We start from the raw sequence: 15,330 nt of genomic DNA on the forward strand, positions 1-15,330 counted from the left end.
ACTTTTAACTTGGATTAATCTGCTTCGCGAATTTGAACACGAAACTGTTTACCGTTCGGGTTAACTGACACTTCTGAGATAGAGAAGCTCTCTTTACCACGTACCACCGTTTGACGCCATGGGCTGAGTTTATTGTTAACCTCTAGACCATCTTCGTCATACCAGTAAAAACGGTACTGGATGTGTTGATCGCCATTGTATTCACTGACGAGCCTAACAACGCCACGTGCGTGTCCATCGACTTCTGTCGTCGCAATATCGTCAATAACTAAGCGAGAGCCTAGAACATTGTCGCCAAACAGCACATTCTGCGAAGCGCCATCGACACGTAAACCGGCCGTGTTACTCGAACACCCCACCACGAGAACTGCCATCAATGCAGCAAATAACCACTTTTTCATTACAATTTTCCTAATTGTTTATGCCAAACAGTAGAGTTATTTCCTTGTCTTGAAACCCAAACTAATACCGTTCTATTTTGCTCAACGTTGAACGTGTAATCCTTTCCGTCAACATTGAGGGTTTGCTCGCCCGCATTCACTTGCGCGCTTGCGCTATACACTTTGCCAGGTAATGTTTGCCAGCTACGCGTATCGGCTTGCTCAGTCAATGTATTCCAAACATTGAACAGCAAGTTACCTACATCGTCGCCTTTCGCTGTCTCTTTACGCATCTGATCCTTTGCCAATACACGTAGAGTTTGCCTTATTACTATGGTCGGCATTCTTTCAGAGAGATCTCGCTGAGCCATCAAATTTACGTTGGTCAACTGATCTGAAGAAAGCGCATCATCGTTAAGCTGTAACGCTCTAAACCTTTCACTTGCATCAGAGCGATAGTAAGGCAATGCTAAAGAATACAATGCGCCATCACCGCGACTGTCATATACCGGTAGAGATAGCTTCCAAGCACTCAAGGCTTCTACAACGCCCTGCTCGTCAATCACTATGACTCGGCTCTTGCCAGAGTCCAGAGAATTAACGTCTCCGTATCGCTTCTTAAGCTTTTCAAGATCTTGGTTCATCCCCAAGCGCTTAGCAACACGCATCGTTCCATCAATGATTTCTGCGTTATCTGGTTCGACCGCCAACGCTCGACGATAATCCACATACGCACTATTTAGATCGTTAGAAGTTTCGTATAGCAAAGCTGATAGATACAACAAATACCCATTTTGAACCGCTTGCAGCGTTTTTCCTGCATCTGGGTAATTGGAAAGTACACTCCCCAAATTTGGAGATACCCCTTGCTTCTTCAAGCTCGCCTGGGCGGACTCTAATTCGCGTTCGCGATCTTTCCTTGCCCTTTCCTGCACTTGGTTCGCTCTTCGCATCTCGACGAGCGCCCCTTCTAAGCTGTTACTTTGAAGATAGTTCAGCCCCAGATAAAGATGCAAAAAGCCGAGCTCGTAATCGGCAGGGCTATAGGTATTGAGATTATCATTAACAGCAATAGAGCCCACACTGGTCGCTGTATCGCTGACCGAGATCACCGCTTTATCTTGCTGAACACGAACGGCTGAATCACTCAGTTCTAAGCTAGATTTACTTTGTGGGTAATGCTCATTGAGAAAATAAACACGCCCTTTTTCCATATTGTCTAAGATATCACCTGCGATATACTCAGGGAGCTTTTGCTCCGCTTCATCATACTGACCCGACTTAACCGCAGAATAAACGCCATTATTTTGGGCGCTGTAGTGACTAAATAAATTTCCAGCCGACAGATTTGCACAGGCTGAAAGAAGCATTACCGCAGACGTTACGATTGTGATCCGAATTGGTCGTTTCACTTCGTACTCCATTGTTGTAAACATACTATTGTTCTAAACGTGCATTGTTTGAGCATATTGGCTGATATTCCACCGAGATACAGTATCTAATTAAAGACTGTAGTGCCGGAAAACCAAAACACCGAGTTGGACAACACAACTCGGTGTTAGTTTACATTAACCAGCCACCCTGATTAGCTCATTAACAGCGGACCAAGAGGTCGGCCGCCGACTAAGTGCATGTGAATGTGGTATACCTCTTGGCCGCCGTGTGAATTACAGTTCATGATCAAACGGTACCCGTCTTCTGCAATACCTTCATCTTTAGCAATCTTTTTCGCCACAGTGAACATACGCCCCATGGTCAACTCGTCTTCAACTTCGATATCGTTAGCTGTTGGTATTAGTTTATTTGGAATAATCAGCACATGGATTGGAGCTCTAGGGTTGATGTCACGGAATGCGGTGACTAAATCATCTTGATACACTACATCGGCAGGAATTTCTTTATTTATAATTTTGCTAAAAATGGTTTCTTCAGCCATTGAGTACTCCGTCTACTCGTCTTTATATGCGTTAGCTTCAGTATGCTCCAAGCTGGAACAAAGCTCAATAAAAACAGTGTTCACTTAACATTTATCACAATACCCTAATATTCGAATTAAAATTTGTATTGTGCGTCATAAAATGCGTCTCTCACTCTCAATACAATAATGACTATTTTGTTAATTTTATAAGACGAATTTGTCTTTGTGTTTTCTAGGGAGAGAGTATATGAAGGGTTCAGTGATTAGGCGTATGTACGCCGGCTTCACACTGATCATCATAATGTTCGCAATTATGACCAGTATTATGATGGGAGGCATGAGCCAGATCCATTCAAACTTTGAGTCGGTATCTAAGGTTTCACTTCCGTTAGTATCAATATCTAACCAAACTGCAGTACAACTGCTGTCAGCAGACAAATCATTCAAGGACTTTTTGACTACGCAAAGTACGGAACGTATGGCGGAAATGCGTGAAGAATTTGCCAGCGCAAAAGAGCAGTTTGCCGCAACGTTCGCTCAGCTACAAACTTCCAGTGCAAACAATCCGCAACTGGCAGAAAACATTACCTTGCTTCAAGAAATGGAGCAGCGCTACTTTGCCGAAGCAGAGGATGCAATGAACAACTACGAAGCGATGTTTGCCGCTCAAGAGAAGGTTCAAAAGTCTACGCGTAACTTCCAGCGTCTGCATTCTGAGTTAAGCACTGGTATGAAAGAATACGTTGATGATCAAAGTAGCATCTCAGTGAAAGTCATGGCGAAGAGTTACTTCATTAAGCTAAAAGACGCAGAAGTGATCACGTCCGATGCGCTTGCAAGCTCGAATGTCGAACTGGTCAACAAAGCTGTAGCCAAAAACAAAAAAGCCGTGACTCATTTAAATTACGCGTACCGTGGCCTTTCGGCTCAAATGCCTGAATTGAAAGAAGTGTTTGATGAATCCGTACAGCAGTTTACCCGTGACGTGGGTAAAAAAGGCGGCGTACTTGATCAACACAATAGCTACTTACTGGCCAAACAAGCGTTGTATGAGAACATTGGTAACCTCGCTGTTGAGGTTGATACGGCTATGTCTATCTTAGACTCATTCAACACCGTGGCGACAGAAGGATTGAATCAATCACTTGCAGAAGCTGGGGAAGTTTATGACCAAGGCGTAGTGAAAGCGATTGTTATCGGTGCGATTGTCGTATTGTTTGCAGCGGGCATCGGATATCACATTGCACATAGTGTTCGTGAACCACTCACTCGTATCTTGAAGACACTAGAAAGCCTAACTGAAGGGGATATGACTCAACGTATCGATATACGATACAACAACGAGTTTAGTCGAGTAAGTGGCCACATCAATTCACTTGCAGATAACCTGCATAACATCTTAGTTAAACTTAACGACGCGTCAGATGATCTAACCAGCACAGCGAATTCAAACCAAAGCACGTCCTCTAGCGCACAAGCACAATTGAGTACCCAGCGCGAACAAACAGCCAATGTAGCAACAGCAATGACAGAGATGTCTCATTCTGTACAAGAAGTTGCTCAAAGTGCACAAAGTTCACAGCAGATGGTCAAACAGGTTGAAACCGCATCAGAGTCTGGACGTCAGATTATGAGCACCAACATTTCGACCATTAACCAGCTTGAAGTTCGACTAACCGAATCCGTTGAAGCAGTGAGTGAACTGCGCAAAATGAGTAGCCAGATCGGATCAATTCTAGATGTGATTCGCAGCATTGCTGAACAAACAAACCTACTTGCACTGAACGCTGCCATTGAAGCTGCTCGTGCCGGTGAACAAGGACGTGGCTTTGCTGTGGTAGCAGATGAAGTTCGTGTACTTGCTCAAAAGACGACAGAATCAACATCTGAAATCGAGAATATGATCAGCAACTTACAAAGCAGCTCAACGGCAGCGAACAACGTCATTGAAAGCTGTATGAGTGATATGGAACTGTCGGTAGAACAAGCATCTAACGCTAATAGCGCAATGGAAGAGATACAAGCTCTGATTCTAGAAATCAGTCATATGAGTACTCATATCTCACAGGCGGCAGGTGAGCAAAGTGAAACAACGACAGAAATAGCATGTAATATCGAGGAGATTAACCTCATCGCAGACGCGAGTTACCAAGCAATGTCGCAAATTGCTAGCACCAATGAAAGCCTGACCCAACTTGCCAACCAACAAGGTGAGTTAGTACACCGCTTCAAACTTTAAGGTTTTGTTAGTGAGCGTAAACTCACTGTCAACCTAACGTAAAACTCTGACTAAGGGCGCCTTTATTTCTGAGGCGCCCTTGTTTTTTGTCTGGCACGGCGTTATATCCTATTTATGGTTCGCGCACCTTTTCCCAATTTCCCTTTTCGCGAGCCGAACATGAGGAAGATTTATGGCTGTTCATGTCGGTATCATCGACCAAGATCCAATTCGATTAGTCACCCCCCTACTCGACAATCGTACCATCAGCAAACACATCGTATTCATTGGTGATGCCACTCAAGAGTCAATGTATGTAAGACTCCACTCCGTGTTAGCTCAGCGTGACATTACCTCCGAGTTTTTCGAAATTCCTACGGCAGTGAACACCTCGATCATCAAACAATCAATTCGCAAACTTGCTGAAGATTTAAAAGCGCGTGGTGAAGACGTTAAGCTAAATGCCAGCTGTGGTTTACGCCATCGCTTATTGTCTGTATACGAAGTGTTCCGCACCTACCATTGGCCAATTTTTGTTGTTGAACCAAACAGCGACCGTCTTTGCTGGCTATACCCAGATGGACAGGAAGATACCCAAGTTCAAGATCGCATCACCATATCCGACTACCTAACCGTTTTTGGTGCGCGCGGTGAATTCAATGAACACGAGCTACCTCCTCAACTTGATCAAACTCTATACGAACTTGGCGAGCGCTGGGCAAGTAATGCACTAGAGCTGGGTCCTGGCCTAGCGACGCTAAACTACCTTGCGACCACGTGTCGTAAAGAGCAAAAGTTAGACGTTGAGCTGTCAGAGAAGCAGCAAGGTTATCGTGAGCTCAATATGCTGTTGGATGATTTAGTCAAAGCCGAGATAGCGACATACAGCGATGGGGTGCTTACCTTCGCCAATGAGGATGCGCGCCGCTTCTCCAACGGTGAATGGTTAGAAACTCTTGTGCATAGCACTGTGAAGCAGATACAGGACACAATGCCAACGATTCAAGACCGCTCTTTGAATGTACAGGTATATCGCCAACTTGGAGAACGTGAAGTACGCAACGAGCTTGATGTAGCATCGGTAGTGAACAACAAGCTACACATTATCGAATGTAAGACCAAAGGTATGCGTGACGACGGTGATGACACCTTGTACAAGCTTGAATCACTTCGCGATCTTCTAGGAGGACTTCAGGCAAGGGCAATGTTGGTGAGCTTCCGCCCTTTACGCCATAATGACATCACACGAGCAGAAGATTTAGGCTTAGCACTTATTGGCCCTGACGAGCTCAAAGATCTTAAAACGCACCTAACCACTTGGTTTAAAGGTGCAGGCGGTTACGAAGACCTCTAAAACGCCAGTCTTTAGGCATAAAAAAACCGGCGGTAGCCGGTTTTTTTGTTCTGAATCGAATTAACTGTCATCTTCAGTAAAGTTTGTTGGCAGTGTCGTCTTCATCTGATTCCAGATTTGTGCACTACCTAAACCATAGTGACGAACCGCTAGTGGTATTTGATCACGACTTCCTGTTTCACAGATATCCAATAGTTGGCGGTAGAAATCCAATGCTAACTTACGAGCTTCTGGATTAGAGAAATAATAGCTACCTACTCGGTCATATAACTTTCTCAAACCATTGAAAATTAATCCATATATCTGGTTACCAGAATGGAATGCCAAACGCTGGAACAACATGTAATCATAATAATTAAATGTTTTCGCAATTAGATTACTTTGGCGCTTTTCTTCATCTTTTTCACCATCATCTTTTATGTGTTGGCGAAGCTTTTCAGCGTAAGGAGATGATTCGATAAATACGTCCCAGCTCTCAGCATTTAATAGCGATTCACAAGATTCAATCACATTTGCAATTGTTCTTTCTGAAGCTTCTTTGTTTGCCTTAAATGCGTAACGCATAAAAATAGGACTGATACTTGTACGTGCTGCAAGCAAATCTTCAACAATTGTTGTCGCATTATCCGCGTCTAACGTCATAAGAGTATCTAGGATGTGTAGACCCGAAGTTTCCATGAATTGGTTTACTTTCGTCGGCTTACCGTGCTGGATCGTCAACCAACCATCACGCGCTAGACGCTGTAAAACTTCACGTAGAGTTGTGCGCGTAACACCTATTAATTCTGATAATTCACGTTCTGCTGGTAAAATAGAACCTGGAGGGAATCGGCCATTCCAAATGCTTTCGATAATGTATTTTTCTGCAAATCCTGCTGGGCTTTTTGCCTTAATGACCATTAAGTACTTTCCAGTTTTATTTTTAATTAGATAGCACTCATCATACCACTATTTTCACCACTTCGGAAACCTACTGATATAAAACTCGCCACAAGTAACATTTAGAGTTAACACTCTAACCATCTTCTCAATTTAAACAAGTTAAACCGGGATAGGAAGCGCAATAAATTTACACTTTAGTAGTACAAGTGTCTCGCAACTGCTTATATGTTATGACTCCTTATTCTATACGGCATAAATGTTTTCTCAGTTAACTTCAAACATCTTCATTCATATAAGATACATAAATTGTCAATTTCAGCACTTTCATTCATTGCGAACTATTAAGTTAACTTTTTCACAACTCTTCTTTGATATTTACCCAACTTAGATCGCGTTTTTTGACTAAATTCATCCATCTTTCATACCAAGGATGAGTTTCTTGTTGACTAAATAAAAGCGAAGAGTAGAGTTGCGGTCGAAGTAGAGTGCTTGTCTTTCTCAGGGAGTGACTTGGCAAGGCCACAATCGTCATGGATCGTTGTTGTTTTTCTAAGTCGCTGTTGGATCAGAGCATTACCCAAGAAAGTTCTGATTAATGGATACGAGCTACTCATAGTGTCTATTTATAACAACATTAAGAGTATTACCCATGCCGATGTCACTCGGAAGTGCTTTTATTAAGAACTTTCTTGGTAAAGCACCAGACTGGTACAAAGTTGCCATCATTTCATTTCTAATTATCAACCCTATTGTTTTCTTTTTGATCAACCCATTTGTTGCTGGTTGGTTATTAGTTATCGAATTTATCTTCACTCTCGCTATGGCGCTAAAATGTTACCCACTCCAACCAGGTGGTTTACTAGCGATTCAGGCTGTCGCGATTGGGATGACAAGTGCCGACCAAGTAAAACATGAACTCGTTGCGAACATCGAAGTTCTGTTGCTACTGATCTTTATGGTTGCTGGCATCTACTTCATGAAGCAGCTGCTTCTCTATATTTTCACAAAGATACTGCTAGGTATCCGTTCAAAAGCAATTCTATCTGTTGCTTTCTGTTTTGCAGCAGCATTTTTGTCAGCATTCCTAGATGCACTAACAGTAATTGCGGTTGTCATTAGCGTAGCGGTTGGTTTCTACTCGATTTATCACAAAGTAGCCTCAGGAAAAGGGTCATCAGCAGCACATGACCACACCCACGATGGTGAGCTGTCTGAACTAACACGCGATGATTTAGAAAACTACCGTGCATTCCTACGCTCACTACTCATGCATGCAGGTGTGGGTACAGCTCTTGGTGGCGTTATGACAATGGTGGGTGAGCCTCAAAACCTTATCATTGCAGATCAAGCTGGCTGGCTATTTGGTGAGTTCATCATTCGCATGTCACCAGTCACTGTTCCTGTTTTCTTCTGTGGACTAGCAACTTGTGTGCTAGTCGAAAAATTCAAAGTCTTTGGTTACGGCGCTGAGCTTCCAGATAACGTTCGTCAAATCTTAGTCGATTTCGATACTGAAGAGCGTAAAAACCGCACTAAGCAAGATGTTGCTAAGCTATGGATTCAAGGTGCAATTGCAGTATGGCTAATCGTTGGCCTAGCCCTTCACTTAGCGGCTGTAGGTTTAATTGGCCTGTCCGTTATTATCCTTGCTACTGCATTTACCGGTGTTATTGAAGAACACTCATTAGGGAAAGCATTCGAAGAAGCACTGCCTTTCACGGCGCTACTTGCAGTATTCTTTGCGATTGTTGCAGTAATCATTGACCAAGAGCTGTTTAAACCTGTTATTGACGCGGTTCTGCACGTAGAAGATAAAGGGACACAGCTTGCTCTGTTCTACGTCGCAAACGGCCTGCTGTCGATGGTGTCAGACAACGTATTCGTTGGAACGGTCTACATCAACGAAGTGAAAGCTGCGCTGGTACAAGGCATCATTACTCGCGACCAATTCGATCTACTGGCCGTCGCTATCAACACCGGTACTAACCTACCTTCAGTGGCGACACCTAATGGCCAAGCAGCCTTCCTATTCCTACTAACATCTACGCTGGCACCACTTATCCGCTTGTCGTATGGACGCATGGTTATTATGGCTCTACCGTACACTGTGGTATTGGCGATTGTTGGCCTTGCAGGAATCATGTTCTTCGTTGAACCAATGACCGCGTTCTTCTACGACGCAGGTTGGATTTCACCTAGCACGGCAGAAGCAGTTAGTAGCACGGTTTCAAACGGCCACTAAAAAATTTAGTTGATCGTGAAACTATTCCAAGATAAAAAGCTCTGATATATCAGAGCTTTTTTATTACGAATAAGGAATCTTTTGTGAAGCTTCTCTCTTTACTCAACACCTTCTCAAGAAGTCGCCTATCTTGGCTGCTGCTATTACTTGTAGTCGTCTTCTTTGAAGCATGTGCCCTATTCTTCCAACACGTCATGCTTTTACCACCATGTGTCATGTGTATTTATGAGCGTGTTGCTTTACTTGGTGTGGGTGGCGCGGCTCTCATCGGCCTGACTTCTCCGAATAATCCATTCGTACGTTGGTTGGGCCTTGCGGCTTGGGGAGCCTCTTCGTATAAAGGGCTTCAGCTTGCGCTCCAACATGTGGACTACCAATTCAATCCATCACCATTCGCGACATGTGACCTGTTCGTGACGTTCCCAAGCTGGGCGCCATTAAACCAATGGGCACCGTGGATGTTCGAAGCTTATGGCGACTGTAGCAAAGTGGTTTGGCAATTCTTAACGCTTTCTATGCCGCAATGGTTAGTTGTCATCTTTGCCGCGAACCTTGTTGTTCTAGCCGCAGTTGTTATCTCTCAGTTTGTAAAACCTGAGAAAGCGTAATCTCCAAAGGGCAATCTCGCGATTGCCCTTTTTCATACGTTACTTTCTGTTCCACCAGCACCTTCTAGCCTACCCTCAGTCACTATTTCGACTCCGTATCATCCATACCGATCGCAATTTTTCATTTGCAAAGATACCGATGTTAGCCAGCGAGCACACAAAAAAAACGCAAGCTGTAATAGCTTGCGCTTCAATCATGATCACGGCCTAATTGACTAGTTCATCTCACGACCAGGAGCCGGAGCAAGAACCTCTCGGTTACCATTATGGCCTGGTGCACTAACAATACCTTGTGCTTCAAGTTGCTCAACAATGCGTGCAGCTCGGTTATAACCAATCTTAAATCGACGTTGAACCCCTGAAACAGATCCTCGACGAGACTGCACAACATGCTCAACCACTTGGTCAAACAGTGGATCCATGTCTTCCTCACCTTCTGGCTTTTCACCCGGAAGTAGTGCTTCTGGGCCTTGGTCGCCATTAGTGATCTCATCAATATAGTTTGGTTTGCCTCGCGCTTTCCAATTATTGACCACGGCATGAACATCATCATCGGATGCAAACGCACCGTGCACACGCACTGTATGACTAGAGCCTGGCGGTAAGTAAAGCATATCACCCATACCCAACAGCGACTCTGCGCCCCCTTGGTCTAGAATCGTACGCGAGTCAGTTTTCGTTGAAACCGTAAACGCCACACGTGTTGGAATGTTGGCTTTAATTAGACCTGTAATGACATCCACAGAAGGGCGTTGAGTGGCAAGAATCAAATGGATACCCGCTGCACGTGCTTTCTGCGCCAACCGAGCGATAAGCTCTTCGACTTTCTTACCTACAACCATCATCAAGTCGGCAAACTCATCGACAATAACTACGATATACGGCAAGTTTTCAAGCAATGGAGGCTCAGGATCCATGCTGTCACCATCACGCCATAAAGGATCGTGAATTGGATGGCCCGCTTCCGCTGCCATTTTCAGCTTATCGTTGAAGCCCTTAATATTACGAACGCCTAGTGCAGACATCAGCTTGTAACGACGTTCCATTTCACCCACACACCAACGCAGCGCGTTTGATGCATCTTTCATATCGGTAACGACTTCAGACAGAAGATGCGGAATACCTTCATAAACAGAAAGCTCTAGCATTTTCGGGTCGATCATGATGAAACGCACTTCTTCTGGCGTTGCTTTGTACAGCATACTTAGAATCATTACGTTCACACCCACCGACTTACCAGAGCCCGTAGTACCGGCTACTAATACGTGTGGCATCTTAGAGAGATCGGCAATCACGGCTTCACCAGCGATGTCCTGACCAAGCACTACCGTCGTTGGTGACTTCGCTTCAATAAACTGCTGGCTACCCACAACATCAGAGAAATAAACCGTTTGTCGGCTCATATTTGGCAGCTCAAGGCCAACATAAGGTTTACCCGGGATCACTTCTACAACACGAACCGCCATCGCAGACAGTGAGCGTGCCAAGTCCATAGAAAGACCGGAAATACGGCTGACCTTAACACCAGGTGCCAGATCAAGTTCAAAACGAGTAATGACTGGACCAGGGAATATATCTACCACTTCAGCCTTGATCTTGTAGTCCGCCAATTTAGCTTCAACCAAACGCGCGATATTTTCTAATGCCTCTCGGTCGATAAAGTTTTCACGCTTTTCAGGGTGGTAGAGTAACTCTAACGTCGGCATTGGTTCTGCCGGCTTAGGCAAATTGACGTCTTGCTGGACTAGGAATGGGTTTTGTTGAGCAGCAACATTTGCCTGCGCTTCTGAAACCATATCTTGGAACGCAGCCACATCTTCATCGTCTGGCTCAACGTCTTCTTGCACAACTTCCTCAGCGGGCATCAATTCTGCCACTGGCGCTTCATCTTCTACCGGCAGCTGTTCTGGCTCAGACTCAAATTCATGAGAAGTCAGTTCCGCCTCTTCTTGCTCTGCAACATCAAATGTCGAGATAGTCGGCTCAATATGTAGCGGATCAGGTTCTACATCTTCTGCAATACGTTCAAACTGCTGATCATTGATCACTGGTTCAGTAATTGATTGTTCATCTACTGCTTCAACTGCAGGATCTGCAGCGGTTTCTACCATAGGCTCGAATGCAGGTTCTGAAAGCTCTGGTGTGCTTGCATTGCTTTCAACTTGCCAAGGCATAGTGTCAGCTTCAGCGACACCAGTTTGTTGAATTGGGCTTTCGATAGCTGCCGGTGATACAACGGCAGCCGCAAGCACTTCTTCTTTAGGCGCAAGATCATTGGCATCCGCCGCCGCCATTTCTAATTCTTCTATGGTTGCCGTCAATGGACGTTCACGTTCTTGCTCGGTCTCATCATAGTGGTACATCGGCTGCTCTGGCTGAGCACTTACTGGCTCAGATGCCACTGATACGGCTGTAGCGCTCGCGGCAACTGCCGTTTCAGGCATATGGATATTGAAGCGTCTTTCTGGCACGTGCTCTTCGACTTCAGGCTCAGTAGGTAGAGCATCAGACATAGTGACAGAATCAAAATCACGTCTTTCTTCTTTACTCGAGGTAGGTACGTATTCAGACAAATCCGGTGCCAGAGTTTCTTCTTTATCTCCACGGATGCGATTCATTAGTAAGCCTGCAGCATGGATTGTGCGTTCACCTAGCCACTCGACGATAGCCAACCATGAAATTCCAGTAAGCAGAGTAAAACCCGCCCCCCATAAGAAAAGAAGAACGAGAGTGGTGCCTAGCACATTTAATGTCGGTAGAGCGAGACTGGTTAGTACATCACCGATAACACCGCCTGACGAGAAATACCAAATATCGTCGAAATTAATGTCAGCTAAACCACAGCTTGTAAGCACCAAAACCACAAGGCCAAGTAATCTTGTGCCCCACAGCGTAAGATCTAGAGGCTCATCTTCCCCTCTAGTTCGTAAGAAAATCCAAGCGGTCGCAGTGAGAATGATAGGTATTGGGTACGCTAAAGAACCGAACACGAAAAACAGTGTGTCAGCAATCCACGCGCCTAAAGTGCCGCCAGCATTTTGGATATCACTGCCCCATGCGGTTTGTGACCACGAAGGATCAGCAGGGCTAAAGGTTACCAGCGCAACGGCGAGTAGGATTGAGAAAAGTACCGCCAGAATTAGGCCGCACTCTCGAAGACGTTGTGATCCATTTAAACGAGAAGACTGAGGCTCTTCACCCGTTTTGATAATAGTCGCGACTTTCTTTTTGTTCTCTCTGAACATAAACCAACTTGATTTTAATTAAGACCAACCCTCGTAGGAGTTTTGGTGGTGTGAAAACAATCTGAGCGGCATAAGCCGCTCAGAAAGATTTAACCATATTAAGGGTTAAAACCCAATTGCAGAAAGTCAGAATATGGAAAAGAGTTCCATCATTTCCCGACCTTTAGGCAACTAGCGAGTTTTAATCACTAACTGGTTGGTTTGTTTTACTTCTTCCATAACTACGTAGGTACGAGTGTCATTTACACCCGGAAGGCGAAGTAGCGTATCGCCAAGTAGCTTACGGTAAGCGCTCATATCTGATACGCGTGTTTTAAGAAGATAGTCGAAGTCACCCGAAACCAAATGACATTCTTGGATATCATCTAGCTTCTGTACCGCTGTGTTGAACTGCTCAAATACATCTGGAGCACCACGGTTAAGAGTGATTTCTACGAATACGAGTAATGATGCATCAAGGTACTGCGGATTCAAAAGAGCCGTATAGCCTGTGATATATCCTTGTCGCTCTAAGCGACGCACACGCTCTAAACACGGAGTTGGAGAAAGTCCAACACGTTTTGAGAGCTCAACGTTAGAAATTCGACCATCTTTCTGCAACTCGTTAAGAATGTTGCGATCGATACGGTCTAGATCCTTGGACGGCTTTTTGTAGTTGTCTGCCATTTTTTATTCCACCTTATTACTTCCTTGCAAAAAAATATACTACAACTTTTTAATATTCAGTATCAAATTTTACTTACTACTGTCTATACTAGATATTAATTCGACAGAATTACCCTACACACAGATAATACAACCAAAATTAAATAAGGAGTCAGGATGATCATTGGCGTACCTAAGGAAATCAAGAACCACGAATACAGAGTGGGCATGATCCCGGCAAGTGTTAGAGAGCTAATCTCACACGGTCACCAAGTTTATGTTGAAACCAACGCCGGTACTGGTATCGGTTTTTCAGACGATGATTACATCGCTGTAGGCGCATCCATTCTTCCTACCGCTGCTGACGTTTTTGCCAAAGCAGAAATGATTGTAAAGGTTAAAGAACCTCAAGCTGTCGAACGAGCTATGCTCAAAGAAGGGCAAATTTTATTTACTTATTTGCACCTAGCACCAGATTTTCCACAAACTGAAGAGCTAATCAAGAGCAAAGCTGTCTGCATAGCATATGAGACTGTAACAGATAATATGGGTCGCTTGCCACTATTAGCACCAATGTCTGAGGTAGCAGGTCGCATGTCTATCCAAGCAGGTGCACAAACTTTAGAGAAATCTCACGGTGGACGTGGTCTTCTTCTTGGTGGTGTACCAGGTGTTGAGCCAGCAAAAGTTGTTGTTGTTGGTGGTGGTGTAGTGGGTGCAAACGCTGCACGCATGGCAGTTGGTCTACGCGCGGACGTAACTATCCTAGACCGTAACGTTGATACTCTTCGTCGCCTAGATGAAGAATTCCAAGGTCGCGCAAAAGTGGTTTATTCTACAGAAGACGCTATTGAGAAGCATGTTCTAGAAGCTGACCTAGTGATCGGTGCGGTTCTAATTCCAGGTGCAGCAGCGCCTAAACTAGTGACTAAAGAGCACATCGCTAAGATGAAGCCTGGCGCAGCGGTTGTAGACGTAGCGATCGACCAAGGCGGTTGTTTCGAGACTTCTCACGCAACGACTCACGCAGAACCGACTTACATCGTTGATGACGTTGTTCACTACTGTGTGGCTAACATGCCTGGTGCAGTTGCTCGTACATCAACATTCGCGCTTAACAACGCAACACTGCCTTACATTGTTAAGTTAGCGAACAAAGGCTACCGCGAAGCACTTCTAGAAGATAACGGCTTCCTAGAAGGTCTAAATGTCATTCACGGTAAAGTGACTTGTAAAGAAGTGGCTGAAAGCTTCGACCTAGAGTACATCGCTCCAGCAGACGCTATCGCAATGTTCAACTAATGTTGAATGAATAGACAAAAAAGCGCCCATCAATGATGGGCGCTTTTTTATTTGATTGTTTTGAATATTGAGTTTAAAACCAACGCTCTAAAGCGGTTTTATCTAGTTGCCTAAACGCTCTGTTAAGGATCACCGCTAGCTCTTTATAACGCGGTTTAGATTTGATTGGCTCTAAGGCAAACCCACTTTCAGTGATCTTTTGGTACAACTCTCTGTACCAGCCTGCTAATGCCGGAGGTAGTTGAGTATTAGCGCGATTACCTAACCACCAGATGCCTTGAAGTGGCAAACTAATAGCAAATAGCGCAATAACTACAGCTTGAGGCATTGCTTGTTGGTTTTGGAACGCCATTTGAGTCAGGATACTAATTGCTGCAATGGCCGGCATGACTTTAATCGCAAAGCGGGTTGCTTTTATCACTCGCTGCTCAGGAAAGAGCATGTTGAGCTCTTTGCGCATCGGCCAAATATCCATATATTTCTGACCATCTTTTAAGCTGTGGACTAATCCGACTTTATTATTCATATGACACTCT

Annotated in this window: 12 protein-coding genes; 5 read left to right on the forward strand and 7 right to left on the reverse strand. The window is 44.6% G+C overall.

The annotated features are described in order from the left end of the window. Nucleotides 1–14: 14 nt before the first annotated feature. The 3 genes from ACXABW_RS09590 to hinT form a co-directional block, all read right to left on the reverse strand. Nucleotides 15–401: a YcfL family protein gene (locus ACXABW_RS09590; protein ID WP_265689416.1), complete on the reverse strand. Its 387-nt coding sequence runs from the start codon at nucleotides 399–401 to the stop codon at nucleotides 15–17. Continuing rightward, nucleotides 401–1,804 (reverse strand): COG3014 family protein, encoded by a 1,404-nt coding sequence (locus tag ACXABW_RS09595; protein WP_457524992.1) that lies wholly within the window; start codon nucleotides 1,802–1,804, stop codon nucleotides 401–403. Before ACXABW_RS09595 ends, ACXABW_RS09590 begins: the two co-directional genes overlap by 1 nt. A gap of 161 nt (nucleotides 1,805–1,965) precedes the next feature. Beyond that, entirely contained in the window at nucleotides 1,966–2,316 is a 351-nt protein-coding gene (gene hinT, locus ACXABW_RS09600) for a purine nucleoside phosphoramidase (RefSeq protein WP_457522411.1), read from the reverse strand. A gap of 229 nt (nucleotides 2,317–2,545) precedes the next feature. On the opposite strand from hinT, the gene ACXABW_RS09605 reads away from it, so the two are divergent. Both ACXABW_RS09605 and ACXABW_RS09610 read left to right on the forward strand, forming a co-directional pair. Next, a complete protein-coding gene (locus ACXABW_RS09605; protein WP_457522413.1) occupies nucleotides 2,546–4,537 on the forward strand; it encodes a methyl-accepting chemotaxis protein in 1,992 nt (663 codons plus the stop codon). Between the two features lie 172 nt (nucleotides 4,538–4,709). Beyond that, nucleotides 4,710–5,870 (forward strand): DUF1887 family protein, encoded by a 1,161-nt coding sequence (locus tag ACXABW_RS09610; RefSeq protein WP_252027588.1) that lies wholly within the window; start codon nucleotides 4,710–4,712, stop codon nucleotides 5,868–5,870. Nucleotides 5,871–5,930: 60 nt separating this feature from the next. On the opposite strand, the gene fadR is transcribed toward ACXABW_RS09610, so the two are convergent. Beyond that, a complete protein-coding gene (fadR, locus tag ACXABW_RS09615; protein WP_252027589.1) occupies nucleotides 5,931–6,770 on the reverse strand; it encodes a fatty acid metabolism transcriptional regulator FadR in 840 nt (279 codons plus the stop codon). 631 nt (nucleotides 6,771–7,401) lie between these two features. On the opposite strand from fadR, the gene nhaB reads away from it, so the two are divergent. Next, nucleotides 7,402–8,994, forward strand: a complete 1,593-nt coding sequence (gene nhaB, locus ACXABW_RS09620; protein WP_252027590.1) for a Na(+)/H(+) antiporter NhaB — start codon at nucleotides 7,402–7,404, stop codon at nucleotides 8,992–8,994. 83 nt (nucleotides 8,995–9,077) lie between these two features. Beyond that, nucleotides 9,078–9,602, forward strand: coding sequence for a disulfide bond formation protein DsbB (dsbB, locus tag ACXABW_RS09625; RefSeq protein WP_252027591.1), 525 nt, complete (start codon nucleotides 9,078–9,080; stop codon nucleotides 9,600–9,602). Between the two features lie 215 nt (nucleotides 9,603–9,817). Here the strand turns inward: dsbB and ACXABW_RS09630 are convergent, their stop codons facing one another. Then, nucleotides 9,818–12,847 carry a DNA translocase FtsK 4TM domain-containing protein gene (locus tag ACXABW_RS09630; protein ID WP_457522415.1) on the reverse strand — a complete coding sequence of 1,010 codons (3,030 nt, stop codon included), beginning with the start codon at nucleotides 12,845–12,847 and terminating at the stop codon, nucleotides 9,818–9,820. Nucleotides 12,848–13,018: 171 nt separating this feature from the next. Further along, entirely contained in the window at nucleotides 13,019–13,513 is a 495-nt protein-coding gene (gene lrp, locus ACXABW_RS09635; protein WP_017033863.1) for a leucine-responsive transcriptional regulator Lrp, read from the reverse strand. 156 nt (nucleotides 13,514–13,669) lie between these two features. Here lrp and ald point away from each other — a divergent pair, with 156 nt between their 5' ends. Beyond that, nucleotides 13,670–14,794 (forward strand): alanine dehydrogenase, encoded by a 1,125-nt coding sequence (gene ald / locus ACXABW_RS09640; protein ID WP_265688812.1) that lies wholly within the window; start codon nucleotides 13,670–13,672, stop codon nucleotides 14,792–14,794. A 73-nt stretch (nucleotides 14,795–14,867) separates the two neighbouring features. Here the strand turns inward: ald and yfbV are convergent, their stop codons facing one another. Next, the gene (gene yfbV, locus ACXABW_RS09645) at nucleotides 14,868–15,320 is read right to left on the reverse strand and encodes a terminus macrodomain insulation protein YfbV (RefSeq protein WP_252027594.1); all 453 of its coding nucleotides are present in this window, start codon (nucleotides 15,318–15,320) and stop codon (nucleotides 14,868–14,870) included. Between the last annotated feature and the right edge of the window lie 10 nt (nucleotides 15,321–15,330).

The organism is Vibrio paucivorans, assembly GCF_054053395.1.

Bases quoted from the DNA above. Each gene is read 5' to 3' on its own strand.
- ACXABW_RS09590 (WP_265689416.1), bottom strand. From the start codon at position 401: ATGAAAAAGTGGTTATTTGCTGCATTGATGGCAGTTCTCGTGGTGGGG.
- ACXABW_RS09595 (WP_457524992.1), bottom strand. From the start codon at position 1,804: ATGGAGTACGAAGTGAAACGACCAATTCGGATCACAATCGTAACGTCT.
- hinT (WP_457522411.1), bottom strand. From the start codon at position 2,316: ATGGCTGAAGAAACCATTTTTAGCAAAATTATAAATAAAGAAATTCCT.
- ACXABW_RS09605 (WP_457522413.1), top strand. From the start codon at position 2,546: ATGAAGGGTTCAGTGATTAGGCGTATGTACGCCGGCTTCACACTGATC.
- ACXABW_RS09610 (WP_252027588.1), top strand. From the start codon at position 4,710: ATGGCTGTTCATGTCGGTATCATCGACCAAGATCCAATTCGATTAGTC.
- fadR (WP_252027589.1), bottom strand. From the start codon at position 6,770: ATGGTCATTAAGGCAAAAAGCCCAGCAGGATTTGCAGAAAAATACATT.
- nhaB (WP_252027590.1), top strand. From the start codon at position 7,402: ATGCCGATGTCACTCGGAAGTGCTTTTATTAAGAACTTTCTTGGTAAA.
- ACXABW_RS09630 (WP_457522415.1), bottom strand. From the start codon at position 12,847: ATGTTCAGAGAGAACAAAAAGAAAGTCGCGACTATTATCAAAACGGGT.
- lrp (WP_017033863.1), bottom strand. From the start codon at position 13,513: ATGGCAGACAACTACAAAAAGCCGTCCAAGGATCTAGACCGTATCGAT.
- ald (WP_265688812.1), top strand. From the start codon at position 13,670: ATGATCATTGGCGTACCTAAGGAAATCAAGAACCACGAATACAGAGTG.
- yfbV (WP_252027594.1), bottom strand. From the start codon at position 15,320: ATGAATAATAAAGTCGGATTAGTCCACAGCTTAAAAGATGGTCAGAAA.